At 69.0% G+C, this 23836-nt stretch carries 22 protein-coding genes; 19 read left to right on the top strand and 3 right to left on the bottom strand.

Features of this window, described 5'->3' with window-relative positions:
• The first annotated feature begins 1 nt into the window (after position 1).
• The 3 genes from thiC (at position 2) to AC1RGU_RS26975 (ending at position 3080) form a co-directional block, all read left to right on the top strand.
• A complete protein-coding gene (thiC, locus tag AC1RGU_RS26985) occupies positions 2-1885 on the top strand; it encodes a phosphomethylpyrimidine synthase ThiC (RefSeq protein ID WP_492698839.1) in 1884 nt (627 codons plus the stop codon).
• A gap of 89 nt (positions 1886-1974) precedes the next feature.
• On the top strand, positions 1975-2667 hold the full coding sequence (locus AC1RGU_RS26980) for an HAD family hydrolase (RefSeq protein WP_492698837.1): 693 nt from the start codon (positions 1975-1977) through the stop codon (positions 2665-2667).
• Positions 2668-2753: 86 nt separating this feature from the next.
• Positions 2754-3080, top strand: a complete 327-nt coding sequence (locus AC1RGU_RS26975) for a thioredoxin family protein (protein WP_492698835.1) — start codon at positions 2754-2756, stop codon at positions 3078-3080.
• Between the two features lie 277 nt (positions 3081-3357).
• Here AC1RGU_RS26975 and AC1RGU_RS26970 read toward each other — a convergent pair whose 3' ends face one another.
• A complete protein-coding gene (locus AC1RGU_RS26970; RefSeq protein WP_095746925.1) occupies positions 3358-4398 on the bottom strand; it encodes an AraC family transcriptional regulator in 1041 nt (346 codons plus the stop codon).
• Between the two features lie 127 nt (positions 4399-4525).
• Between AC1RGU_RS26970 and AC1RGU_RS26965 the strand changes: the two genes are divergently transcribed.
• The 8 genes from AC1RGU_RS26965 (at position 4526) to AC1RGU_RS26930 (ending at position 14698) form a co-directional block, all read left to right on the top strand.
• The gene (locus AC1RGU_RS26965) at positions 4526-5698 is read left to right on the top strand and encodes an isovaleryl-CoA dehydrogenase (RefSeq protein WP_062478706.1); all 1173 of its coding nucleotides are present in this window, start codon (positions 4526-4528) and stop codon (positions 5696-5698) included.
• Positions 5699-5766: 68 nt separating this feature from the next.
• Positions 5767-7434, top strand: a complete 1668-nt coding sequence (locus AC1RGU_RS26960) for an AMP-binding protein (RefSeq protein ID WP_492698832.1) — start codon at positions 5767-5769, stop codon at positions 7432-7434.
• Complete coding sequence (locus AC1RGU_RS26955; protein WP_492698830.1) at positions 7431-9053, top strand: carboxyl transferase domain-containing protein; 1623 nt, start codon at positions 7431-7433, stop codon at positions 9051-9053. The genes AC1RGU_RS26960 and AC1RGU_RS26955 overlap by 4 nt, the downstream gene beginning before the upstream one ends.
• 13 nt (positions 9054-9066) lie before the next feature.
• Positions 9067-9861 carry an enoyl-CoA hydratase/isomerase family protein gene (locus AC1RGU_RS26950; protein ID WP_492698828.1) on the top strand — a complete coding sequence of 265 codons (795 nt, stop codon included), beginning with the start codon at positions 9067-9069 and terminating at the stop codon, positions 9859-9861.
• A gap of 19 nt (positions 9862-9880) precedes the next feature.
• Positions 9881-10552, top strand: coding sequence for a DUF4126 domain-containing protein (locus AC1RGU_RS26945; RefSeq protein ID WP_062478695.1), 672 nt, complete (start codon positions 9881-9883; stop codon positions 10550-10552).
• The gene (locus tag AC1RGU_RS26940; RefSeq protein WP_492698826.1) at positions 10545-12545 is read left to right on the top strand and encodes an acetyl/propionyl/methylcrotonyl-CoA carboxylase subunit alpha; all 2001 of its coding nucleotides are present in this window, start codon (positions 10545-10547) and stop codon (positions 12543-12545) included. The genes AC1RGU_RS26945 and AC1RGU_RS26940 overlap by 8 nt, the downstream gene beginning before the upstream one ends.
• Positions 12546-12604: 59 nt before the next feature.
• Positions 12605-13567 (top strand): DUF4349 domain-containing protein, encoded by a 963-nt coding sequence (locus AC1RGU_RS26935; RefSeq protein ID WP_492698824.1) that lies wholly within the window; start codon positions 12605-12607, stop codon positions 13565-13567.
• 60 nt (positions 13568-13627) lie between these two features.
• Entirely contained in the window at positions 13628-14698 is a 1071-nt protein-coding gene (locus AC1RGU_RS26930; RefSeq protein WP_492698822.1) for a hypothetical protein, read from the top strand.
• Here the strand turns inward: AC1RGU_RS26930 and AC1RGU_RS26925 are convergent.
• Positions 14676-14990, bottom strand: coding sequence for an EthD family reductase (locus AC1RGU_RS26925; protein WP_062477314.1), 315 nt, complete (start codon positions 14988-14990; stop codon positions 14676-14678). The genes AC1RGU_RS26930 and AC1RGU_RS26925 overlap by 23 nt on opposite strands.
• A gap of 87 nt (positions 14991-15077) precedes the next feature.
• Between AC1RGU_RS26925 and AC1RGU_RS26920 the strand changes: the two genes are divergently transcribed.
• The 8 genes from AC1RGU_RS26920 (at position 15078) to AC1RGU_RS26885 (ending at position 22053) form a co-directional block, all read left to right on the top strand.
• Positions 15078-15998, top strand: coding sequence for a 2-hydroxyacid dehydrogenase (locus AC1RGU_RS26920; RefSeq protein WP_492698820.1), 921 nt, complete (start codon positions 15078-15080; stop codon positions 15996-15998).
• A 93-nt stretch (positions 15999-16091) separates the two neighbouring features.
• Positions 16092-16841, top strand: a complete 750-nt coding sequence (locus tag AC1RGU_RS26915; protein ID WP_492698819.1) for an IclR family transcriptional regulator — start codon at positions 16092-16094, stop codon at positions 16839-16841.
• Positions 16838-17227, top strand: a complete 390-nt coding sequence (locus AC1RGU_RS26910; protein WP_095746917.1) for a cupin domain-containing protein — start codon at positions 16838-16840, stop codon at positions 17225-17227. The genes AC1RGU_RS26915 and AC1RGU_RS26910 overlap by 4 nt, the downstream gene beginning before the upstream one ends.
• Before the next feature lie 23 nt (positions 17228-17250).
• Positions 17251-18264: a Bug family tripartite tricarboxylate transporter substrate binding protein gene (locus AC1RGU_RS26905; protein ID WP_492698817.1), complete on the top strand. Its 1014-nt coding sequence runs from the start codon at positions 17251-17253 to the stop codon at positions 18262-18264.
• A complete protein-coding gene (locus AC1RGU_RS26900; protein ID WP_492698815.1) occupies positions 18261-19496 on the top strand; it encodes a CaiB/BaiF CoA transferase family protein in 1236 nt (411 codons plus the stop codon). Before AC1RGU_RS26905 ends, AC1RGU_RS26900 begins: the two co-directional genes overlap by 4 nt.
• Positions 19493-20662, top strand: coding sequence for an acyl-CoA dehydrogenase family protein (locus AC1RGU_RS26895; RefSeq protein WP_492698814.1), 1170 nt, complete (start codon positions 19493-19495; stop codon positions 20660-20662). The genes AC1RGU_RS26900 and AC1RGU_RS26895 overlap by 4 nt, the downstream gene beginning before the upstream one ends.
• Before the next feature lie 9 nt (positions 20663-20671).
• Positions 20672-20968, top strand: a complete 297-nt coding sequence (locus AC1RGU_RS26890) for an acylphosphatase (protein ID WP_159279440.1) — start codon at positions 20672-20674, stop codon at positions 20966-20968.
• Between the two features lie 164 nt (positions 20969-21132).
• Positions 21133-22053: a hydroxymethylglutaryl-CoA lyase gene (locus AC1RGU_RS26885; protein ID WP_159279439.1), complete on the top strand. Its 921-nt coding sequence runs from the start codon at positions 21133-21135 to the stop codon at positions 22051-22053.
• 17 nt (positions 22054-22070) lie between these two features.
• Here AC1RGU_RS26885 and AC1RGU_RS26880 read toward each other — a convergent pair whose 3' ends face one another.
• A complete protein-coding gene (locus AC1RGU_RS26880) occupies positions 22071-23822 on the bottom strand; it encodes a bifunctional protein-serine/threonine kinase/phosphatase (RefSeq protein WP_492698812.1) in 1752 nt (583 codons plus the stop codon).
• Positions 23823-23836: the final 14 nt, after the last annotated feature.

Here is a 23836-nt window from a genome sequence, read left to right as displayed (position 1 = left end):
GATGAATGCCCCCGACAAGTTCACTTCGCTGCTGTCGCTGACGCGCGAACCCTTTCCCGCCTCGCACAAGTGCGTCATTCCGGGCAGCCGGCCCGACCTGTTCGTGCCCGTGCGCGACGTGGCGCTGACCAACGGCGAAACCGTCTCCCTGTACGACACCTCGGGCCCCTACACCGACCCGAAGGTCGAGATCGACGTGCGCCGCGGCCTGCCCGACGTGCGCAGCGCCTGGGTCATCGAGCGCGGCGACACTGAAAGCTACGAAGGCCGCACGCACCACGCACTGGACGACGGCGCCAAGAACGAAGACCGCGACGCGCAGCGCCTGGCCGAGCTGCGCGCCGGTGCCTCGGCGCTGCAGCGCACGCCGCGCCGCGCCAAATCGGGCGCCAACGTCACGCAGATGCACTACGCGCGCCGCGGCATCGTCACGCCCGAGATGGAGTACGTGGCGCTGCGCGAGAACGGCAAGCGCGAGTGGATGGCCGAGTACCTGGCCAACGAGGAGCGCGCCAAGCGCGTGGCGGGCAACCCGATGGGCGCGAGCATTCCGCGCATCATCACGCCCGAGTTCGTGCGCGACGAGGTGGCCCGTGGCCGCGCGATCATTCCCGCGAACATCAACCACCCCGAGGTCGAACCGATGGCCATCGGGCGCAACTTCAAGGTGAAGATCAACGCCAACATCGGCAACTCGGCCGTCACCTCGAGCATCGAGGAAGAGGTCGAAAAGCTGGTGTGGGCCATCCGCTGGGGCGCCGACAACGTGATGGACCTGTCGACCGGCAAGAACATCCACACCACGCGCGACTGGATCGTGCGCAACTCGCCGGTGCCCATCGGCACGGTGCCGATCTACCAGGCGCTCGAAAAGGTGGGCGGCGTGGCCGAAGACCTGACGTGGGAGATCTACCGCGACACGCTCATCGAGCAGGCGGAGCAGGGCGTCGACTACTTCACCATCCACGCGGGCCTGCGCCTGCCGTTCATCCACCTCACGGCGGACCGCATGACGGGCATCGTGTCGCGCGGCGGTTCGATCATGGCCAAGTGGTGCATCGCGCACCACAAGGAGAGCTTCCTCTACACGCACTTCGAGGACATCTGCGACATCATGAAGGCCTACGACGTGAGCTTCTCGCTCGGCGACGGCCTGCGTCCCGGCAGCGGTGCGGATGCGAACGACGAGGCGCAGTTCGCCGAGCTGCGCACGCTGGGCGAGCTCACGCAGATCGCCTGGAAGCACGACGTGCAGACCATGATCGAAGGCCCGGGCCACGTGCCGATGCACATGATCCAGGCCAACATGGACGAGCAGATCAAGCACTGCCACGAAGCGCCGTTCTACACGCTCGGCCCGCTGACCATCGACATCGCACCGGGCTACGACCACATCTCCAGCGCCATCGGCGCCGCCATGATCGGCTGGGCCGGCACGGCCATGCTCTGCTACGTGACGCCCAAGGAGCACCTGGGCCTGCCCGACCGCGACGACGTGAAGCAGGGGATCATTGCCTACAAGATCGCCGCGCACGCGGCCGACGTGGCCAAGGGCCACCCGGGTGCGCGCTCGCGCGACGACGCGCTGAGCAAGGCGCGCTTCGAGTTCCGCTGGCAAGACCAGTTCAACCTGGGCCTGGACCCCGACACGGCGCGCGAATTCCACGACGAGACGCTGCCGAAGGACTCGAGCAAGGTGGCGCACTTCTGCTCGATGTGCGGCCCCAAGTTCTGCTCGATGAAGATCACGCAGGAAGTGCGCGAGTACGCCGCCAAGAAGGGCGTGGCGGAGCGCGAGGCCGTGGCCGAGGGCATGGAAGAGAAGTCGAAAGAATTCATGGCCGGCGGCGGCGAGATCTACATCCCCATCCGCTCCGTCGTCTGAGGTGGTGAATGACCCGATAGCCTGAGTCTGCCCGTGCGGAAAGGGGGCGTTGCTACCATGGGGCCAGACCCCTGAACTCCAGCCTCGCAATGACCCCTTTCCCCTTTTCCGCCGTTCTCTTCGATTGCGACGGCGTGCTCGTCGATTCCGAACCCATCACCAACCGCGTGCTTGCCGACATGCTCGGCGAGCTCGGCTGGCAGCTCACGGCCGAGGAATCGATGAACATCTTCACCGGCAAGGCCGTGAAGGACGAGACGGCGCTCATCGAGGCCAAGACCGGCTTCAAGATCACCGACGACTGGCTGCGCGGCTTCCGCGCCCGCCGCAACGAGGCGCTGGACCGCGACCTCGTCGCCATTCCCCATGCACCCGCCGCCATCCGCGAGATCCATGCGCGGCTCAAGGGCCGCATCGCCTGTGCCTCGGGCGCCGACCGCCACAAGGTCGAGCTGCAGCTGGCCAAGGTCGGCCTGCTCGACTGCTTCGAGGGCCGCATCTTCAGCGGCCACGAGATGCCGCGCTCCAAGCCGCATCCCGACGTGTACCTGGCCGCTGCGGAAGCGCTCGGTGTCGATCCGAGGCGCTGCGCGGTGGTCGAAGACACGGTCACCGGCGCGATGGCCGGCGTGGCCGCGGGTGCCACGGTGTTCGGCTACAGCACGGGCGAGTCGGGCCACAGCGGCCCGGGCGCGCTGCGCGCCGCGGGCGCCGTGGCCGTGTTCAGCGACATGACCGGACTGCCCGCGTTGCTGGCCGGCTACGGCCTGCAGGCGGCCTGAGTTTCTGGTGCAATGACGCCCGTCAGCGCGTGGCGCGCCCGTCGCCTTCACGCGCTCCTTCCCACGAATTCGCAAGGACCCTGCCCATGACCTCCGAGTACCAGACCGATCAACCCGACCGCAGCGAGATCGACGCGCTCCAGGGCCCGGCCGTGGTGGAGTTCGGCACCAACTGGTGCGGCATCTGCAAGGCCGCGCAACCGAACATTGCCGAGGCCTTTGCCAAGTACCCGAACGTGCGCCGCATCAAGGTGGAAGACGGCAGCGGCCGCCCGCTGGGCCGTTCGTTCAACGTGCGGCTGTGGCCCACGCTGGTGTTCATGCGCGACGGGCAACAGGTCGCGAAGCTGGTGCGGCCGGAAGACAGCCAGTCGATCGCCGATGCGCTGGCGTTGATCGATTTGCCGGCCTGAGTTTCGTTGTTCAGGGCGACGCTCCCGCCGACGGGGAGCCTTGCTCCGCGAATGTCCCCCGGGGCTTCGCCCCTCCTCCTTGATTTCGCTGCGCAAGGCACCCCATCGGCGTGAGCGTGGGGCAGTGCGGTTGTTGATCGGCCGCACACCAGCGCTGTTTCCCGTGCGCAGGACACTGGGTGCTTCCCGCAGCGAAATCAAGGAGGAGGGCGAAGCCCGGGGGACATTCGCGGAGGGAAGTACCCGGTGGCCTGTGCACGCGCCCTGAACAAACTCGCTACAACCCCAGCTGCCGAAAGTCCCTGGGCGCGTGCCCCGTCCACTGCAGGAACGCGCGCGAAAAGCTCTTCTCGTTGCGAAAGCCCACCGCCAGCGCCACCTGCTTGATCGGCCGCGTGGTCCGGCGCAGCTGCTCCACCGCGAGTTCGTGCCGCACCTCGTTCTTCAGCACCTGCAGCGAGGTGCCTTCTTCGTGCAGCTGCCGGTGCAAGGTGCGCCCCGACACATTCAGCAGCCCCGCCAGCGCCTCCGCCGTGGTGGCCTCGCCGGCACGCGCGCGCAGCAGTTCGCGCACGCGCTGGCCCAGCAGGCGATCGCGGCGGTACTGCAGCACCGTGAGCGGCAGGGCGCGCTTGAGCATGGTGCGCAGCGCGCGCTCGTCGCGCAGCAGCGGCAGCGCGAGGTAGCGCTCGTCGAAGCTGATGCTGGCCTGCGGCGCGTCGAAGTGCACGTCGGGCGTGAACATCAGCGGGTAGGCGTCGCGGTGCGGCGGCGCAGCGAACGGAAAGGTGGCCTGGCGCAGCGAGATGCGCGAGTCGATGGCCCAGCACACGTACCCGTGCATGAAGCGCAGGCTGGTCACCAGGCAGAACTCGCGGAACGCCGGGTCGAGCGGGCGGTTCTCGGTGATGCGCAGCGTGGCCACGCCGCCGGTCACCTCCAGCGCGAGCGTGATGTCCTCGGTCAGCAGGCGGTGGTGGCGGCACCAGCGCTTCATGGCCACGCCCAGGTCGGGCGAGGTGAGCGAGGCGCGGCACAGCATGCCGTAGCTGCCCCAGGGCAGGCGGCGCGAGAACCAGCCCAGCGCCTCGTCGTCCAGCTCCTGCATCGCGTGGCCCGACAGCGCCTCGAACTGCGCGGCCGTCACCCGCGCGCCGGGACGGGCCAGCTCGCGCGGCGCGATCTGTGCCGCCTGCAGGGCCTGCGCCGGGTCCTTGCCGTAGCGGGCATACCCTTGCACGATGGCTCGCACGAAGGCCATCGGCGTGACGGCGCGGGCGGGTCGCAGGAAGGCGGGGGACGACGTGGTGGAGGGCATCGGTCGTGGCGCAATTTGCAACCATTGTGGCGCCAATTGCGGCGCCACGAGGCGTAAGCTGCGTTTTTTCAAGCGCCATCCGCGCGGGCAGCCCTGCGCGCCGACCCCTTCAGAGGAGACAAGACTCATGCACGATTTCGGCCTCAACTTCGACCTGGGCGACGACATCGACGCGCTGCGCAGCGCGATCCAGGACTTCGCCGCCAACGAAATCGCGCCCCGCGCCGCCGAGATCGACCGCGACAACCTGTTCCCGCACGACCTGTGGCAAAAGCTCGGCGAGCTGGGCCTGCACGGCATGACGGTGAAGGAAGAATTCGGCGGCACCGAGCTGGGTTACCTGGCCCACATCGTGGCCATGGAAGAAGTCTCGCGCGCCTCGGCCTCGGTGGGCCTGTCGTACGGCGCGCACTCCAACCTGTGCGTGAACCAGATCCACCGCAACGGCAGCGAAGCGCAGAAGAAGAAATACCTGCCCAAGCTGGTGAGCGGCGAGCACGTGGGCGCGCTGGCCATGAGCGAGCCCAACGCCGGCTCCGACGTGGTGAGCATGAAGCTCAAGGCCGACAAGAAGGACGGCTACTACGTGCTCAACGGCGGCAAGATGTGGATCACCAACGGCGGCGACGCCGACACGCTGGTCATCTACGCCAAGACCGAGCCCGAGATGGGCGCGCGCGGCATGACGGCCTTCATCGTCGAGAAGAACTTCAAGGGCTTCTCGGCAGGCACCAAGCTCGACAAGCTCGGCATGCGCGGCTCCAACACCTTCCCGCTGTTCTTCGACAACTGCGAAGTGCCCGAAGAGAACGTGCTCGGCGGCGAAGGCATGGGCGCCAAGGTGCTGATGAGCGGCCTGGACTACGAGCGCGCCGTGCTCTCGGGCGGCCCGCTGGGCATCATGGCCGCCTGCATGGACGCCGTGATCCCCTACATCCACGAGCGCCAGCAGTTCGGCCAGAGCATCGGCGAGTTCCAGCTGATGCAGGGCAAGATCGCCGACATGTACTCGACCTGGCAGGCCACCCGCGCCTACGTGTACGCCGTGGGCAAGGCCTGCGACCGCAACGACCACGCGCGCACCTTCCGCAAGGACGCGGCCGGCGCCATCCTGTACTCGGCCGAGAAGGCGACCTGGATGGCCGGCGAGGCGATCCAGACGCTGGGCGGCGTGGGCTACACCAAGGACTTCCCGGTCGAGCGGTTGTGGCGCGATGCCAAGCTGTACGAGATCGGCGCGGGCACGAGCGAAGTGCGCCGCATGCTCATTGGCCGCGAGCTGTTCTCCGAAACCGCATAAGCCGCGCTGCACACCCTCACCCCACCCTCTCCCCGCAGGGAGAGGGCGCCAGACAAGGAGACAAGACGATGCCACTGACGCAGAGCCTGGCCCAAGGCGCCACGGACGTCCCCCTCATCGAGCAAGCCATCGGCGACTTCTTCGACGACATGGTCGAGAAGCAGCCCGACCGCGAAGCCCTCGTCAGCCGCCACGAAGGCCAGCGCTTCACCTACCGCGAGCTGCAGACCGCGTCGAACAAGCTGGCCAGCGCACTGCTGAGCCTGGGACTCATGCCCGGCGACCGCGTGGGCATCTGGTCGCACAACAACGTGCCCTGGGTGCTGATGCAGATCGCCACCGCCAAGGTCGGCCTGATCCTCGTGAACATCAACCCCGCCTACCGCACCTCCGAGCTCGAGTACGCGCTCAACAAGGTCGGCTGCAAGGCGCTGGTGACGATGGCGCAGTTCAAGACCAGCGACTACCTGGGCATGCTGCGCGAGCTGGGCCCGGCCAAGCTGCCGCTGCTGCAGCACACCTTCTGGATCGACAAGCCCGGCCAGGGCGACGAGCAGCCCGGCATGCGCCGCTTCAGCGAACTGCTGGCCGGCGGCGATGCGGCCGACGCGCGCGTGGCCGCCACGCAGAAGACGCTGAAGGCCACCGACCCGATCAACATCCAGTTCACCAGCGGCACCACGGGCTTTCCCAAGGGCGCGACGCTCACGCACCGCAACATCCTGAACAACGGCTTCTTCATCGGCGAGTGCATGAAGCTCACGCCGGCCGACCGCCTGTGCATTCCGGTGCCGCTGTACCACTGCTTCGGCATGGTGCTGGGCAACCTGGCCTGCCTCACGCACGGCTCGGCCATCGTGTACCCGAACGACGGTTTCGATCCGCTCACGGTGCTCGAGACCGTGCAGGCCGAGAAGTGCACGGGCCTGCACGGCGTGCCCACGATGTTCATCGCCGAGCTGGACCATCCGCGCTTCAAGGAGTTCGATCTGTCGACGCTGCGCACCGGCATCATGGCCGGCTCGCCGTGCCCCATCGAAGTGATGAAGCGCGTGGTGAGCGAGATGCACCTGGGCGAGATCACCATCGCCTACGGCATGACCGAGACCAGCCCCGTGAGCTGCCAGAGCAGCACCGACACGCCGCTGGACCGCCGCGTGTCGACCGTGGGCACCGTGCAGCCGCACCTCGAGGTGAAGATCATCGACCCTGAGACCGGCGCGATCATGCCGCCGGGCCAATCGGGCGAGCTGTGCACGCGCGGCTACTCGGTGATGCACGGCTACTGGGAAGACGAGCCCAAGACGCGCGAGGCCATCGACGCCGAGCGCTGGATGCACACCGGCGACCTCGCCACCATGGACGCCGAGGGCTACGTGAACATCGTCGGGCGCATCAAGGACCTCGTGATCCGCGGCGGCGAGAACATCTACCCGCGCGAGATCGAAGAATTCCTGTACCGCCACCCGAAGGTGCAGGACGTACAGGTGGTCGGCCTGCCCGACAAGAAGTACGGCGAAGAGCTGTGCGCCTGGATTATCGTCAAGCCCGGCCAGAGCGCCACCGACGCCGAGATCCGCGATTTCTGCAAGGGGCAGATCGCGCACTACAAGGTGCCCAGGTACATCCAGTTCGTCTCCGAGTTCCCGATGACGGTGACCGGCAAGATCCAGAAATTCAAGATCCGCGACGCCATGACCGAGCAGCTCGGTCTCAGCCAAGAAAAGACAGCATGAGCAAACTCGAAACCAAACTCAACGCACGGTCGGCCGACTTCCAGGCCAATGCGGCCGCGATGCGCGCGCTGGTCGACGACCTGCAGCAGCAGTTCGCGAAGGTGGAGCAGGGCGGCGGCGAGGCCGCGCGCGCCAAGCACACGGCACGCGGCAAGCTGCTGCCGCGCGACCGCGTGGCCGAGCTGCTCGACCCGGGCACGCCCTTCCTCGAGATCGCGCCGCTGGCCGCGCATGCGATGTACCTCGATGCCAAGGGGGCCGAGTCGGCACCGGGCGCCGGCATCATCGCGGGCATCGGCCGCGTGAACGGTGTCGACTGCATGATCGTGTGCAACGACGCCACGGTGAAGGGCGGCACCTACTACCCGATGACGGTGAAGAAGCACCTGCGCGCGCAGGAGATCGCCGAGCAGAACCACCTGCCCTGCATCTACCTCGTGGACTCGGGCGGCGCCAACCTGCCGAACCAGGACGAGGTGTTCCCCGACCGCGAGCACTTCGGCCGCATCTTCTACAACCAGGCCAACATGAGCGCCCAGGGCATTCCGCAGATCGCGGTGGTCATGGGCTCGTGCACGGCCGGCGGCGCGTACGTGCCGGCGATGAGCGACGAATCGATCATCGTGAAGAACCAGGGCACCATCTTCCTGGGCGGCCCGCCGCTCGTGAAGGCGGCCACCGGCGAGGTCGTGTCGGCCGAAGACCTGGGCGGCGGCGACGTGCACACGCGCCTGTCGGGCGTGGTCGACCACCTGGCGCAGAACGACCTGCACGCGCTGGCGCTGGCGCGCTCGGCGGTGGCCAACCTCAACGCGAAGGCCGCCGACACGCCGGAAGGCGCCGCAGTGCGCGCACCCGACTTCCCGCGCGAGGAGCTGTACGGCGTGATCCCCACCGACACGCGCAAGCCCTTCGACGTGCGCGAGATCATTGCGCGCATCGTCGACGGCAGCGAGTTTCACGAGTTCAAGGCCCGCTTCGGCGCCACGCTGGTCTGCGGCTTCGCCGAGATCGAGGGCATGCCGGTCGGCATCATCGCCAACAACGGCATCCTGTTCAGCGAGTCGGCGCAGAAGGGCGCGCACTTCATCGAGCTGTGCTGCCAGCGCAAGATCCCGCTGGTGTTCCTGCAGAACATCACCGGCTTCATGGTGGGCCGCAAGTACGAGAACGAAGGCATCGCGCGCCACGGCGCCAAGATGGTGACGGCCGTGGCCACGGCCAACGTGCCCAAGTTCACGATCATCATCGGCGGCAGCTTCGGCGCCGGCAACTACGGCATGTGCGGCCGCGCGTACAGCCCGCGCTTCCTCTGGATGTGGCCCAACGCGCGCATCAGCGTGATGGGCGGCGAGCAGGCCGCGAGCGTGCTGGCCACCGTGAAGCGCGACGGCATCGAACTGAAGGGCGGCAGCTGGAGCGCCGACGAAGAAGAAGCCTTCAAGGCCCCGATCCGCCAGCAGTACGAAGACCAGGGCCACCCCTACTACGCCACCGCGCGCCTGTGGGACGACGGCATCATCGACCCGGCCGACACGCGCCGCGTGCTCGCACTGGGCCTGGCCGCATCGCGCAACGCGCCGATCCCCGAACCCAAGTTCGGCATCTTCCGCATGTGACCAGGGGCACCGCATGAGCAGCACCTTCACCAAGCTGAACCTCGCCATCGACGGCGCGGTCGCGCGCATCTGGCTCGACCAGCCCGACGCGCGCAACGCCTTCGACGACGTCGTGATCGCCGAGCTGACGCAGGCCTTCCTCGAAGCCGGCGCCGCGCCGCAGGTCAAGGCCGTCGTGCTCGGCGCGAACGGCCCGGCCTTCTGCGCGGGCGCGAACCTCAACTGGATGCGCCGCATGGCCGACTACACGCGGGGCGAGAACATCGCCGACGCGGGCAAGCTGGCCGACATGCTGCGCACCATCGCCGAGTGCCCCAAGCCCACCATCGCGCGCGTGCAGGGCGACGTGTACGCGGGCGGCATGGGGCTGGTCGCGGCCTGCGACATGGCCGTGAGCGTCGACACCGCGTGGTACTGCCTCAGCGAAGTGAAGATCGGCCTCGTGCCCGCGACCATCAGCCCGTACGTGCTGCGTGCGATGGGCCCGCGCGCCTCGCAGCGCTACTTCCTCACGGCCGAGCGCTTCACCGCCGCCGAGGCGCACCGCATCGGCTTCGTGCATGAAGTGGTGGCTGCCGACGCGCTCGACGCCAAGGTCGACGAACTGCTGAAGGCCCTCACCGGCGCCAGCCCCGCCGCCGTGCGCGCCTGCAAGCAGCTGATCGCCGACGTGTCCGGCCGCGAGATCGACAGCGCGCTCATCGCCAAGACGGTCGAAGGCATCGCCGACATCCGCGCGAGCGACGAAGGCCGCGAGGGCGTGCAGGCTTTCCTGCAGAAGCGCAAGCCGTCCTGGCTCGCCGGCTGACAGCCCACCAAGGACCGCCATGAACGCACTCGACATGCCGCAACTGCTCGCACTGGCCGCCGCCATCGGCTGGGCCAGCGGCGTGCGTCTGTACCTCGTCGTGCTGCTGACCGGCCTGGTCGGTTACTTCGGCTGGGTGCCGCTGCCTTCGGGGCTGCAGATGCTCGCGCATCCGATCGTGCTCGCGGTCAGCGGCTTCATGGTGTTCGTCGAGTTCTTCGCCGACAAGATCCCCGGCCTCGACTCGCTCTGGGACGTGGTGCACACCGCCATCCGCATCCCCGCCGGCGCGGCGCTCGCGGCCAGCGTGTTCGGTGCCGACCATGGCGCCATGGCCGTCGTCGCGGCGCTGCTGGGTGGCGGCTTCGCGGCCACGGCGCATGCGGCCAAGGCCACCACGCGCGCGGCCATCAACACCTCGCCCGAGCCGTTCTCGAACGTCGGTGCGTCGCTGGTCGAAGACTCGATGGTGCCGGCCGGGCTGTGGCTCGCGGTGGCGCATCCGCTGGTCTTTCTCGTGCTGTTCGTCTTCGTGCTCGTGCTCAGCGTGTGGCTCATCCGCAAGAGCTGGCGTTTTCTGCGCGCGCTGTTCAGCCGCGTGGCACGCATCTTCAGTGGCCGGCCCGATCCGGGTGTCACGTCCGCCTTTCAACTGAAAAAGAATCCTCCGGGAGACACTCCGAATGTTTAAGAAGATCCTGATCGCCAACCGTGGCGAGATCGCCTGCCGTGTCGCAGCAACCGCACGTCGCATGGCCGTTCGCACCGTGGCGGTGTACTCCGATGCCGACGCGCACGCCAACCATGTGCGCGCCTGCGACGAGTCGGTGTACCTCGGCGGCAGCGCCCCGAAGGACAGCTACCTGCGCTGGGAAAAGATCCTCGAAGCCGCCAAGGCCACGGGCGCCGAAGCGGTGCACCCGGGCTACGGCTTCCTCAGCGAGAACGAAGAGTTCGCGCAGGCCTGCGCCGACGCCGGCCTGGCCTTCATCGGCCCGCCGCCCTCGGCGATCAAGGCCATGGGCCTGAAGGCCGAGTCGAAGCAGCTGATGGAAAAGGCCGGCGTGCCGCTGGTGCCCGGCTACCACGGCAGCGACCAGGACCCGGCGCTGCTGCAGCGCGAAGCCGACCGCATCGGCTACCCGGTGCTCATCAAGGCCAGCGCCGGCGGCGGTGGCAAGGGCATGCGCGCGGTCGACAAGGCCGCCGACTTCGAGGCCGCGCTGGCCTCGTGCAAGCGCGAAGCCATCAACAGCTTCGGCGACGACGCGGTGCTGATCGAGAAGTACGTGCAGCGCCCGCGCCACATCGAGATCCAGGTGTTCGGCGACACGCAGGGCAACTACGTCTATCTGTTCGAGCGCGACTGTTCGGTGCAGCGCCGCCACCAGAAGGTGCTCGAGGAAGCGCCCGCGCCCGGCATGACCGAGGCGATGCGCAAGCAGATGGGCGAAGCGGCCGTGGCCGCGGCGCGCGCCGTGAACTACGTGGGTGCGGGCACGGTGGAGTTCATCGTCGAGCAGCGCGAAGGCGGCGAGATGAACTTCTTCTTCATGGAGATGAACACGCGCCTGCAAGTCGAACATCCGGTGACGGAAGCCATCACGGGCCTCGACCTGGTCGAGTGGCAACTGCGCGTGGCCTCGGGCGAGCCGCTGCCCGCCAAGCAATCGGAATTGCAGATCCACGGCCACGCCATCGAGGCGCGCATCTGCGCCGAGAACCCCGACAACAACTTCCTGCCCGCCACCGGCACCCTGCGCGTGTACCGCAAGCCGCAGGCCACGGCCTTCCAGCGCAGCCGCGTGCGCATCGACGACGGCGTGCGCGAGGGCGGCGAGATCTCGCCCTTCTACGATTCGATGATCGCCAAGCTCATCGTGCACGGCAGCACGCGCGCCGAGGCGCTGGCCCGGCTCGACGCGGCGCTGGCGCAGGTGCAGATCGTGGGCGTGTCGACCAACGTGCAGTTTTTGCGCGGCATCCTGGCGACCGAGTCGTTCTCGAAGGCCAACCTCGACACCGCGCTCATCGAGCGCGAGCGCGCCGTGCTGTTCGACCGCGAGCCGCTGGGCCTGCCGCTGGCCGCGGCCGCCGCCATCACGCGCACGCTGGTCACCGAGTGGCCGACGCAGCTGCCCGACCCCTTCGAGCGCCGCGACGGTTGGCGCGCGCATGGCGAGTACAAGCGCCGCTTCGACTTCGAGTTCCGCGGCGCCGAGCACAGCGCGCTCTTGACCTACCGCCGCGACGGCGGCCTGAACCTCGCCGTGGGCGGTGTCGAAGGCCCGCTCACCATCGGCCGCTTTCCCACGGGCGAGTTCGAGCTCGAGTTCGCCGGCACGCGCCAGACCCTCGACGTGCACCTGGACGGCGCCACCGCCCACGTGTTCGCGGCGAAGGGCGCCACGCGCCTCACCGCCATCGACCGCCTCGCCCATGCGGGCGACACCCACGCCGAAGGCGGCCGCCTCACGGCGCCGATGCCCGGGAAGGTCGTGTCCTTCGCGGTCAAGGCCGGCGACAAGGTCAGCCGCGGCCAGCCGCTGGCCGTGATGGAAGCCATGAAGATGGAGCACACCATCGCCGCACCGGCCGACGGTACCGTGGAAGAACTGATGTTCTCGCCGGGCGAGCAGGTGGCGGAAGGCGACGAATTGTTGCGAATGGCTGCGGCGGCTTAACCCCGTTGCGGGTCGTCGCCCGTATCAGCGGTGGTAGTCATTCTTTTCAAGGAGTCCTGATGAGCCGCCGCACCCTTTCCCTGTCGACACCTCGCGCCGCCGTGCGCCACCGCGCAGGCGCTGTCCTGCTGGCCCTGGCGGCCGCCCTGTCGCTGGCCGGCTGCGACCGCCAGCGCAGTGCCGAGTCGGCCGCGCCGGCCTCCGCGTCCATGCCGGCGCCGCCGATGGGCTATGGCGGTGCCATGAAAGCACAGCGGGCGAGCGCACCGCAGGCCGAGATCGCCGCGTCGCAGTCCGACGAGGCGCGGGGCGGCAGTAGCGAGACCGCGCTGCAGCGCTTTCTGGCCGTGCGGCAGGACCTGAATGTCGAAGTGCCGGCTGAACAGCTGGCCGATGCCTGGGGCAAGGTGCGCGACCTGTGCGGCACGCTGAAGTGCGAGCTGCTGTCGTCTTCGCTGCTGCGCGAGACGCCGCAGCAGCCGGGCAACGCCTTGCTCGAGATGCGCGTGGAGCCCGCCGACGTCGACAAGCTGCTCGGCGGCCTGGCCGGCGTGGCGAACGTGGTCTCGCACACCACCACCAGCGAGGACAAGACCTCCGAGGTGATCGACGTCGAGGCCCGCATCAAGAACCGCACCGAGTTCCGCGACAGCCTGCGCGTCATGCTGCGCGACACCGTCACCAAGCGCACCATGGCCGACCTGCTGGCGATCCAGCGCACGCTGTCGGACACCCAGGCCGAGCTCGACGCCATCGCCACCCAGCGCAAGGTGCTGGCGCAGCAGACCAGCAAGCAGCACATCCAGATCCAGTTCACGCCCAAGCGCGCGCTGGTCAGCGGCAGCGACGGCTACAGCCCGATGGCGCACGCGCTGCGCAACGCCGGCGACGTGCTGGCCGAAAGCGTGGGCGCGCTCATCACCTTCGTGGCCGCTGCATTGCCGTGGCTGCTGCTGGTGGTGCTGCCCGTGGGGTGGCTGGTGCGGGTGCTGTGGCGTCGCCGCCGCGCCAAGTCGGCGTGAGACACTGCGCGCCGGCCGCACCCGACGCAGGGTGGCCGCACGACAAGAAGGAGGGGCCGCATGGTGGGTCGATTTCGGAAGTTTCTTGCGGGACTGGGCCTGGGGAAGGCGCAGGACGATGGGGCGGTGCCTGCCTCTGTGCCGGCTGCGCCTGAACCGGCGCCACCGCCCGCAGCGCCCCCTGCACTGCGCTACACCTTCGACGTCAAACCCGCCCAGCCCATGGCGCGGTTGATCGCCGCCCCATGGGCCTCGGCGCCCCCGACGCCGCCGAAGCCCTTGAAGCGCCCACCACGGAACCCGCCCGCGCCACCCGTCGAGGCACCTCCGCCGCAGTTCGACGCGACACCGGACCTGCCGGAGCCCTTCGGCTACAAGGTCTGCTGGTTTGCCGTGCGAGCCTCGGACCCCGCACAAGTGCTCGATGCCCTCGGGTGGGCGTCCGAAGGGCCGGCCAACTGGCACACCGGCATCGCGGCGGCCTACCGCCGGACGTCTGGCGGACAGGCCCCCTGGGTGTTCGCATCACCGCCCGTCGAGGGCTGGGTGCTTCTCGTGGGGGACGGCCTGCCGTATCCCGCCGTGTACCCGGAGGACCGCCTCGAAGGCATCGGGCAGGCCTTCGACGTGATCTTCACGCGCCTGAAGGACCACTGCGGCGAAGCGCAATTCTTTGGCAGCCACCGTGTCGCCGACTTCGTCACCTGGGCGCGCGCACGCCGCGGCGAGCCCGGGCGGCAGTTCTGCTATGCAGGCAGCAGCGGCGAGGTGTATGCGAACGTGGGCGCCCAGAGCGCCGAGGAAGCCGCACTGGGCTTTGCCGTGCTCAGCGGACTGTCGCCGGTCGATGCGCGCGATCGGCTCTCGGACCTGCTCGAGGATGAATTCGCACGGGAGGCAGCGCTGGTCGCCTCAGGCATGTCGCGGCGCGACGCCGACCGCCAGGTCCGTCCGACTGGCCGTAGCGTCGTGCCCGGCGAAGAGGACGTCACGGCGCTTGCCGATGCGTGGAGTGTCGACCCGACGCGGCTCGACGAAGCGGACCGGGGTTACTTGCCGGGCGTGGGGTTGATGGCCCGCGTTCCGATGGACCTGGGACCGGAGCCCGTCAGCCCACCACCACTTCGCTGATCTGCATCACCGGCGCGATGTCGGTGTAGTTCTTCACGTCGCCCATGATCTCCTTCACGTGCGGGCCGAAGGCCTTCTGGAAGGACTCGACCGATTCGGCGAACACGTGGCACATGCCGACATACGTGGGCGGCGAGCCCGGTGCGCCGCCGCCCAGGCCCTTGTCGATGGTGTACGAGAGGCAGGCGTCGCCCATGCGGGCCTTGAGCATCGGCATGTGCTGGTCGCGGTAGTAGTCGTGGTCGAACCGCGCGCCGGGGGTGTGGGGGTACATCACGCTGACTTTGATCATTTGGGGTGTCTCCTGGGTGGCTGAATGCGGTCGAGCATAGGAGATGGCGCGCGACGCAACAAGCCGGTGCCTTCTAAGATGGCGCCCATGCGAATCTCCGTCTACCTCACCGACAACCGTCCCGATCCCTGGATCGATGGCCTGAAGGCCGAACTCCCCGAAGCCACCATCGAAGCCTGGACGCCCGGCGCGCCGCAGGCCGACCACGGCGTGGTGTGGGCGCCGCCCCAGCAGTTCCTCGACGAGCAGCCCGACCTGCGCGGCCTGTTCAACATCGGCGCGGGCGTCGATGCGCTGCTCAAGCTCAAGGTGCCGGCGCACACGCGCATCGTGCGCCTGGACGACGCGGGCATGTCGGTGCAGATGGCCGAGTACGTGTGCCACACGCTCATCCGCCACTTCCGCGAGTTCGACGTGTACGAAGCGGATGCGCGCGAGGGCAAGTGGAGCTACCGCAAGCCGAAGCTGCGGCGCGACTTTCCGGTCGGCATCATGGGCCTGGGCGTGCTCGGCGAGCGCGTGGCCAAGGCCGTGGCGCAGTTCGAATTTCCGGTGCTCGGCTGGAGCCGCTCTGCCAAGGCCATCGACGGCGTGCAGGTGTTCAGCGGCGAGGCGCAGTTCGACGAGTTCCTGGCCTCCACGCGCGTGCTGGTCAACCTGCTGCCGCTGACCGAGTCCACGCGCGGCATCCTGAACCGCACGACGTTGGGCAAGCTCAAGCCCGAGGGCTACCTCATCAGCATCGCGCGCGGCGGCCACCTGGTCGAAGACGACCTGATCCCGATGCTCGACGCCGGCCAGCTCGCGGGCGCCACGCTCGACGTGTTCCAGGTCGAGCCGCTGCCGGCCGACCATGCCTTCTGGCGGCATCCGAAGATCACCGTCACGCCGCACGGCTCGGCGCGCACGCTGCGCGAGGAGTCCATCGCCCAGATCGCCGGGAAGATCCGCGCGATGGAGCAGGGCCTGCCGATCGCCGGCATCGTCGATCCCGTCCGCGGCTACTGACGGCCCTGCGCCGACGACGACGGTCCGGCTGACACGCGGCCGGCGGGGGAAAACCCCGACGCTTTTGTTTTTCACATACGAGAAAATTTCTTCATGGTTGTGAAAACAGCGTTTCGCGTGATCGAGATCGTCGAGCTCTTTGCCCGGGAGAAGCAGCCGCTGGCCCTGTCCGAGATGGCGCGGCTGCTCGACATGCCGGTGTCCAGCTGCCTGGGCCTGATCCGCACGCTCGAAGAGCAGGGCTACATGTACGAGACCGGCCGCCGCCAGGGCTACTACCCGACGGGGCGGTTGCTGGCCATGGCGCAGGTCATCGCCGCGCACGACCCCGTGCTCGACCGGGTGAAGGCCACGCTCGAAGAACTGCGCGACGCCGCCTGCGAAACGGTGGTGTTCGGCAAGTTCCGCGATGCCGAGCACGTCGTCTACCTCGACGTGTTGAGCGCACCGCAGCGCATCCGCTACACGGCCGAGTCGGGCGAAACGCGCCCCGCGTACGCCAACTCGCTGGGCCGCGCGCTGCTGTCCACGCTCGCGCCCGAGGCGCGTCGCAAGCGGCTCGAGGGCATGACGCTCGCGCCGCTCACCGACGCCACGCTCACCACCGCCGATGCCATCGAAGCCGAGCTGCAGCGCGGCGCCGCGCGCGGCTGGTACGGCAACCTCGGCGAAAGCATTCCCGACCTGATCGGCCTGGCATGGCCGCTGCGCATCGGCGGCGAGGCCTACGCGATCTCGGTGGCCGGCCCGCGCTACCGCATGGAAGCGCGCATCGACGACATCGCCGCGATGCTGCGCTCGGCGTGCCTCGCGATCGAACCCAAGACAGAAAGCCCCCGATGACCGCAACCGCTGCACGCTACTTTGTCCGCGAGGACGAGATCACCGGCTACCACCCCGCCAACCACACCGGCACGCTGAACAAGCGGCTCATTGGCCCCGAGACGGTGGGTGCCAAGCAGCTCGAGGTGCTGGTGGGCCATATCCAGAAGGGTAAGGGCGCGCTGCCGCATGCGCACCCGGGCATCGAACAGGTCTGCTACATGCTCGAAGGCCGCGCGGTCGCCGAGGTGGGCGGCCAGCGGCAGGAGCTGCACCCTGGCGACAGCTGCTTTTTTCCGGCCGACGCGATGCACACCTTCACGGTGGTGAGCGACGAGCCGGTGCGCGTGCTGGTGATCTACAGCCCGCCGTACGAGGAATCGCCGGAGCGCGTGATCCGGCCCTGAACGACAACCCCGGAGACACAACCATGCAGACGAAGAACGCGACAGAAACAGTCGCGGTGGAAAGCCGCCGCCGTTTCATTTCCATCGGCGCTGCCGCGGGCCTGGCGGGCGCCGCGCCCTGGGCCTTTGCGCAGGACGGTGGCTACCCGAAGCAGCCGATCAAGCTCGTCGTGCCCTTCGCCGCCGGCAGCGGCACCGACGCGGTGGCGCGCATCACCGCGCAGATGCTGGGCGAGACGCTCAAGGCCTCGGTGATCGTCGACAACCGGGCCGGCGCCAGCGGCGTGATCGCGGCCGAGCTGGTGGCCAAGGCGCCGCCCGATGGTTACACGCTCTTCATGACGACCAACACCACGCACTCGGCCAACCCGAGCCTGATGAAGTCGCTGCCCTACGACCCGGTGAAAGACTTCGCGCCCGTCAGCCGCATGGGCAACCTGCCGTTCATGCTGGTGGTGAACAACGACCTGCCCGTGAAGAGCGTGGCCGAGCTGCTGGCCTGGGGCCGCGCGCATCCCGGCAAGCTGACCTACGCCAGCGGCAACAGCACCGGCATCGTGAGCGGCGCCACGCTGTCGCGCATGAGCGGCATCCCGATGCTGCACGTGCCCTACAAGAGCACGCCGCCGGCCATCGCCGACCTCATCGGCGGACAGGTGTCGATGATGGTGGTCGATCTCGCCGCGGGGCTCGCCACGGTCAAGGCCGGCAAGATGCGCGCCATTGCGGTCACCACGCAGGAGCGCACCAAGCTCTTTCCCGAACTGCCGCCGCTGGCCGACACGCCCGAGCTCAAGGGCTTCGACATCACTTCGTGGAACGGCGTGTTCGCGCCGGCCGGCACGCCGCGCGATGTCGTGCTCAAGCTCAACAAGGCGCTGTCGGAGATGGCGAACGGCGCTGCCTTCCGCGAGCGCGTGACGAAGCTGGGCTTCGATGCGTTCGGCAGCACGCCGGAAGAACTCGGGGCCTTCACCGTCTCCGAGCTGGCGAAGTGGAAGAAGCTCATCCAGGCCGCGGGCATCCAACCCGAATGAGCACGACCGGACCTCTCGGCCCTCTCGAAGGCATCCGCATCCTCGACCTCACGGCCGTGGTGATGGGCCCCTACGCCACGCAGACCCTCGGCGACCTCGGCGCCGACGTCATCAAGGTCGAGCCGCCGTCGGGCGACAACCTGCGTGCCGTCGGCCCGATGCGTCATGCGGGCATGGGCGCGATGGCGATGCACCTGAACCGCAACAAGCGCTCCATCGTGCTCGACCTCAAGCAACCCGAAGGCCGCGAGGCCTGCCTGCGGCTCGCGGCGGGCTGCGATGCGCTCATCTACAACACGCGCCCGCAGGCGATGGCGCGGCTGGGGCTCGGCTACGAGGCCGTGGCCGCGGTCAATCCGAAGATCGTCTACCTCGGCGCCTTCGGCTACGGCGAAGAAGGCCCCTATGCCGGCAAGCCCGCGTACGACGACCTCATCCAGGGCGCGGCCGGCGTCGCCTCGCTCTTCGCGCAGCAAAGCGGCGGGGCACCGCGCTACGCGCCCGTCACGCTGGCCGACCGCGCCGTGGGCCTGCAGGCCGCCATCGCGCTGCTCGCGGCTGTGCTCAGCGCGCAGCGCACCGGCAAAGGCCAGGCCGTGGAAGTGCCGATGTTCGAGGCGCTCTCGCAGTTCGTCATGGGCGACCACCTCGGCGGCCACAGCTTCGAGCCGCCGCTCGGGCCCACCGGCTACGCGCGCCTGCTCGCGGAGCACCGCAAGCCCTACGCCACGGCCGATGGTTACCTCGGCGTGCTCATCTACAACGACAAGCACTGGCAGGCCTTCTTCGACGTGATCGGCCGGCCCGAGCTGCGCAGCTCGCCGATGTTCGGCACGCACACGGCGCGCGCCGCGAACATCGGCGCGGTCTATGCGTTCGTGGCCGAGGTGATGGCCACGCGCGGCAGCGACGAATGGATGGCGCTGCTCGAAGCCGCCGACATCCCGGTCGCGCGCCTGCACACCACCGAGAGCCTGCTCGACGACCCGCACCTGCGCGCCGTCGATTTCTTCCCCGAGTTCGACCACCCGAGCGAAGGCCGCATCCGCACGCTCGCGCCCGTCGGCCGCTACAGCGCCACGCCCGCGGCCATCCGCCGGCCCGCGCCGCGCATCGGCGAGCAGAGCGTGGAGCTGCTGCGCGAAGCGGGCTATGCGGACGACGCCATCGACCGCCTGCTCGCGCGCGGCGTCACGCTGCAGCCGGAACCCCTGAAAGACAACAGCGAATGAATTTCTCCCTGAACGAAGACCAGCGCTCGCTCGTCGCGGCCATCGAGCGCCTGTGCGAAGACTTCCCCGTCGACTACTGGCGCGACCACGACGACCGCGCCGTGTTCCCGTACGAATTCCACCGCGCCGTCGCCGACAGCGGCTGGCTCGGCATCGCCATGCCCGAGGCGCAGGGCGGCGCGGGGCTGGGCATCACCGAGGCGGCGCTGATGATGCGTGCCATCAGCGCGTCGGGCGCGGGCATGTCGGGCGCGTCGTCGGTGCACATGAACATCTTCGGCCTCAACCCGGTGGTGGTGTTCGGCACCGAGGCGCAGCGCCAGCGCTTTTTGCCGCCGCTGATCGCGGGCACCGAGAAAGCCTGCTTCGCCGTGACCGAGCCCGACGCGGGGCTCGACACCACCAGCCTCAAGACGCAGGCGGTGCGCCAGCCGAACGGCAGCTACCTGCTGCACGGCCGCAAGATCTGGATCTCGACCGCGCAGGTGGCCGATCGCATGCTGATCCTCACGCGCACCACGCCGCTCGATCAGGTGAAGAAGCCCACGCAGGGCCTCACGCTGTTCTACACGGCGCTGGACCGCAACAAGGTCGAGGTGCGCGAGATCCACAAGCTGGGCCGCGCGGCGGTCGACTCCAACATGCTCTTCATCGACGGCCTCGAAGTGCCCGAGGAAGACCGCATCGGCGAGGAGGGCCGGGGCTTCGAATACATCCTGCACGGCCTGAACCCCGAGCGCATCCTGATCGCGGCGGAAGCCATCGGCATCGGCCGCGCCGCGCTGCGCATCGCTTCGCAGTACGCGCAGGAGCGCGTCGTCTTCGGCCGCCCCATCGGCCAGAACCAGGGTGTGGCGCATCCGCTCGCGCGCGCCTGGGCCAACCTGGAGGCGGCCGACCTGATGATGCTCAAGGCCGCCACGCTCTACGACGCGGGCGAGCCCTGCGGCATCGAGGCCAACGCCGCCAAGTACCTCGCGGCCGAGGCGGCGCACGACGCCTGCCAGAACGCCGTGCTCACGCTGGGTGGCATGGGTTACGCGAAGGAATACCATGTCGAGCGCCTGCTGCGCGAGAGCTACATCCCGCGCATCGCGCCGGTCAGCCCGCAGATGATCCTGAACTTCATCGCCGAGAAGGCACTGGGGCTGCCGAAGTCGTACTGACCATTGCCCATGAACCCACACGCCACCATCACCCGCCATCTCGTCGTCCACGGCCTCGTGCAGGGCGTGGGTTATCGCTGGTCGATGGTGCAGGCCGCGCAGCGGCTCGGCGTGCGCGGCTGGGTGCGCAACCGGCGCGACGGCAAGGTCGAAGCGCTCGTGGCCGGCAAGGCCGATGCGGTCGAGGCGCTGGTGCACTGGGCGCGCCAGGGGCCGGCCGGTGCGCGCGTGGAGGCGGTCGATGTGAGCGAGGCCGAAGCCGCGAGCAATCTGCCCGACGGCTTCGCGCAGCGCGAGACCGTCTAGCGGCTGTTTTCCGGCGGGGCCGACCGGTTGGCACCATTTGCAACCCCACAGGCGCGCATTGCTACCTTCCGCGACTTGTGTACCAAGCAGCGCAAGCCCATGTGTCAGACAATCGAAGCCGGTTTTTCATCCCCCTCCCGCGACAGCGACACCAGAGACATCCCATGAAACTCCCCACCCAGGTCAAGCTCGTCGACGTCGGTCCGCGCGACGGCCTCCAGAACGAAAAGCAACCCGTCTCCGCCGAGGTCAAGATCGGCCTCGTGCACCGCCTGCAGGACGCCGGCCTGAAAGAGATCGAGGTCACCAGCTTCGTCTCGCCCAAGTGGGTGCCGCAGATGGCCGACAACGCCGAAGTGATGCACGGCATCACGCGCAAGCCGGGCGTTCTCTACTCGGTGCTCACGCCCAACATGAAGGGCTTCGAGGCCGCCATTGCCGCGCCGCGCGAAGAGTGGCCCGACGAGATCGTGGTGTTCGGCGCCGCGAGCGAGGCCTTCAGCCAGAAGAACATCAACTGCTCGATCGCCGAGAGCATCGAGCGCTTCGCGCCCGTGGTCGAGGCGGCGCGCGCCAAGGGCATCGCCGTGCGCGGCGCCATGTCGTGCACCGTGGGCTGCCCCTACGAAGGCGAGATCGCGCCGGCCAAGGTCGGCTACCTCGCGCAACTGATGAAGGGCATCGGCGTGCAGCGCGTGGACGTGGCCGACACCATCGGCGTGGGCACGCCGCGCAAGGTGCAGGCGGCCATGGAGGCCACGCTGGCGCACTTCGATGTCGATGCCATCTCCGGCCACTTCCACGACACCTACGGGCAAGCGCTGGTCAACACGCTGGCGGCGCTCGAACTCGGCGTGTGGAACTTCCAGTCGTCCTCGGCCGGCCTGGGCGGCTGCCCCTACGCCAAGGGCGCAACGGGCAACGTCGCGACCGAGGACGTGGTCTACATGCTGCACGGCATGGGCATCGCCACCGGCATCGACCTGGACAAGTTGATCGACGCGGGCGTGTACATCAGCGAAGCGCTGGGCCGCGAGCCGAACTCGCGCGCCTCGAAGGCCATCCGCACCAAGCGCGCGGGCTGAGCCTTCCTTCTTTCTTCTCAGCGCCCGAAGGCGCGCAGCCCCAGCAGCACCACCACCGCCGCGGCCAGCAGCACGGTGGTGCACTGCCAGAAGAGCACGGGGCGGCGCTCGATCAGCGGCGGCATCCGCGCACTCCAGAACTCCGGGCCCGGCGCGCGCAGGTCGTGCGCGAACTCCGACACCGCCTGCTGCCGTTTCGCGGCCTGCGGGTGCAGCGCCTTCTGCAGCACGGCATCGACCCAGGCGGGCAGCTCAGGCCGCAGGTGACGCACCGGCACGTAGCGCAGCCGCCCCACGTCGGCTTGCGTGCGGATGCGCGACACCTGCAGGCCGTAGGGCAGCTGGCCGCACAGCATCTGGTAGACGATCGCGGCCAGCGAGAACAGGTCGGAGCGCGCGCTGCCGCCGTGGCCGGTGAAGTACTCGGGCGCGGTGTACTGCAGCGTGCCTTCGATGGCCAGCGCGCGGGTTTCGCCGCTGCCGTCGGCCAGGCCGGCCACGTGGGTCGCGGCCAGGTCGATGATCTTCACGGTGCCGGCGCGGTCGATCATCACGTTCTCGGGCCGCAGGTCCTGGTGCAGCATCTCCTTGCCGTGCAGCGCCTGCAGCCCGCGCACCAGCTGCGCGACGATGCCGCGCACGCTGTCCAGGTCGGGCCGGGGGTGGTCGACCATCCACTGCGCGAGCGTGTGGCCGTCGACGTATTCCATGGCCACGTACAGGTGCGCGCGCGGGCGCTCGATGGCGCTGGCCTTGAGCACGTGCGGGCTGTCGATGCGCCGCGCCACCCACTCCTCGAGCACGAAGCGGTCGAGGTAGCCGGGGTCGTCGCGCAGGTCGACCGACGGCAGCTTCAGCACGGCGGGCTGGCCGGTGGCGTCGTCGGTGGCCAGGTAGACGTGGCTGCGCGCGCTCATGTGCAGCTCACGCACGAGGCTGAAGCCCTCGAAGCGGGCCCGCGGCGCCAGCGCCGGTGGCATCGCCAGGCCCTCGCGCTGCAGCTGCGCGGGCGGCGCGGCGGCGTCGGGCAGTTCGTCGATGCGCAGCAGCTGCACCGTGATGTCGTCGGTGCTGCCCCGGGTGCGCGCGGCCTCCGCGAGCCAGCGTGCTGCTTCGTCGAAGTCGTCGGCATGCAGCGCCAGCGCCTCGTGCACGGCGGCGGCGTCCAGGTGCGTGTAGGCGCCGTCGGTGGCCAGCAGGTAGACCTCGCCCACCTCGGCTTCCCAGCAGCGGTGGTCGATCTCCACATGGGCGCCCGCGCCCAGCGCGCGCCCGAGGTACGACTCCACCGACGACACGCGCACGCGGTGGTCCTCGGTGAGCTGTTCGAGCGCGCCGGCATGCAGCCGGTGGATGCGCGCGTCGCCCACGTGCAGCAGGTGCGCGTCGCGGCCCTTGAGGATCAGCGCGCTGAAGGTGCAGACGTAGCCGCTGTCCTTGTCGAAGCGCGCGTCGCTGCGCATCGTCTGCGCATGCAGCCAGGCGTTGGTGGCGCCCAGCACGCGCTGCGCCGCGCGCTGCACCGACCAGGTGTCGGAGGTGGCGTAGTAGTCGTCGAGAAAGCCGCGCACGGCGGCCGCGCTCGCCACCTGGCTCACGCGGCTGGAGCCGATGCCGTCGGCCAGCGCCACGGCGATGCCCTTGGAAAGAAGCAGCGCGCCCTCGGGCAGCATGGCGCCGTGGAAGTCCTGGTTGACCGGCGCGTGAAGCCCCGCCAGCGAATGCTGGCCGAGCGTCACGCGCAGCTGCTTGCGCGGCGGCGCGGGCATGCGAACGATGCGGT

It is taken from the genome of Variovorax sp. GW823-FHT02B07, assembly GCF_058797695.1.
The sequence above is the reverse complement of the archived record's forward strand: the minus strand, read 5'-3'. Positions and strand labels throughout refer to the sequence as shown.

Coding starts and splice junctions, on each gene's coding strand:
- thiC (WP_492698839.1), top strand. CDS start 2: ATGAATGCCCCCGACAAGTTCACTTCGCTGCTGTCGCTGACGCGCGAA.
- AC1RGU_RS26980 (WP_492698837.1), top strand. CDS start 1,975: ATGACCCCTTTCCCCTTTTCCGCCGTTCTCTTCGATTGCGACGGCGTG.
- AC1RGU_RS26975 (WP_492698835.1), top strand. CDS start 2,754: ATGACCTCCGAGTACCAGACCGATCAACCCGACCGCAGCGAGATCGAC.
- AC1RGU_RS26970 (WP_095746925.1), bottom strand. CDS start 4,398: ATGCCCTCCACCACGTCGTCCCCCGCCTTCCTGCGACCCGCCCGCGCC.
- AC1RGU_RS26965 (WP_062478706.1), top strand. CDS start 4,526: ATGCACGATTTCGGCCTCAACTTCGACCTGGGCGACGACATCGACGCG.
- AC1RGU_RS26960 (WP_492698832.1), top strand. CDS start 5,767: ATGCCACTGACGCAGAGCCTGGCCCAAGGCGCCACGGACGTCCCCCTC.
- AC1RGU_RS26955 (WP_492698830.1), top strand. CDS start 7,431: ATGAGCAAACTCGAAACCAAACTCAACGCACGGTCGGCCGACTTCCAG.
- AC1RGU_RS26950 (WP_492698828.1), top strand. CDS start 9,067: ATGAGCAGCACCTTCACCAAGCTGAACCTCGCCATCGACGGCGCGGTC.
- AC1RGU_RS26945 (WP_062478695.1), top strand. CDS start 9,881: ATGAACGCACTCGACATGCCGCAACTGCTCGCACTGGCCGCCGCCATC.
- AC1RGU_RS26940 (WP_492698826.1), top strand. CDS start 10,545: ATGTTTAAGAAGATCCTGATCGCCAACCGTGGCGAGATCGCCTGCCGT.
- AC1RGU_RS26935 (WP_492698824.1), top strand. CDS start 12,605: ATGAGCCGCCGCACCCTTTCCCTGTCGACACCTCGCGCCGCCGTGCGC.
- AC1RGU_RS26930 (WP_492698822.1), top strand. CDS start 13,628: ATGGTGGGTCGATTTCGGAAGTTTCTTGCGGGACTGGGCCTGGGGAAG.
- AC1RGU_RS26925 (WP_062477314.1), bottom strand. CDS start 14,990: ATGATCAAAGTCAGCGTGATGTACCCCCACACCCCCGGCGCGCGGTTC.
- AC1RGU_RS26920 (WP_492698820.1), top strand. CDS start 15,078: ATGCGAATCTCCGTCTACCTCACCGACAACCGTCCCGATCCCTGGATC.
- AC1RGU_RS26915 (WP_492698819.1), top strand. CDS start 16,092: ATGGTTGTGAAAACAGCGTTTCGCGTGATCGAGATCGTCGAGCTCTTT.
- AC1RGU_RS26910 (WP_095746917.1), top strand. CDS start 16,838: ATGACCGCAACCGCTGCACGCTACTTTGTCCGCGAGGACGAGATCACC.
- AC1RGU_RS26905 (WP_492698817.1), top strand. CDS start 17,251: ATGCAGACGAAGAACGCGACAGAAACAGTCGCGGTGGAAAGCCGCCGC.
- AC1RGU_RS26900 (WP_492698815.1), top strand. CDS start 18,261: ATGAGCACGACCGGACCTCTCGGCCCTCTCGAAGGCATCCGCATCCTC.
- AC1RGU_RS26895 (WP_492698814.1), top strand. CDS start 19,493: ATGAATTTCTCCCTGAACGAAGACCAGCGCTCGCTCGTCGCGGCCATC.
- AC1RGU_RS26890 (WP_159279440.1), top strand. CDS start 20,672: ATGAACCCACACGCCACCATCACCCGCCATCTCGTCGTCCACGGCCTC.
- AC1RGU_RS26885 (WP_159279439.1), top strand. CDS start 21,133: ATGAAACTCCCCACCCAGGTCAAGCTCGTCGACGTCGGTCCGCGCGAC.
- AC1RGU_RS26880 (WP_492698812.1), bottom strand. CDS start 23,822: ATGCCCGCGCCGCCGCGCAAGCAGCTGCGCGTGACGCTCGGCCAGCAT.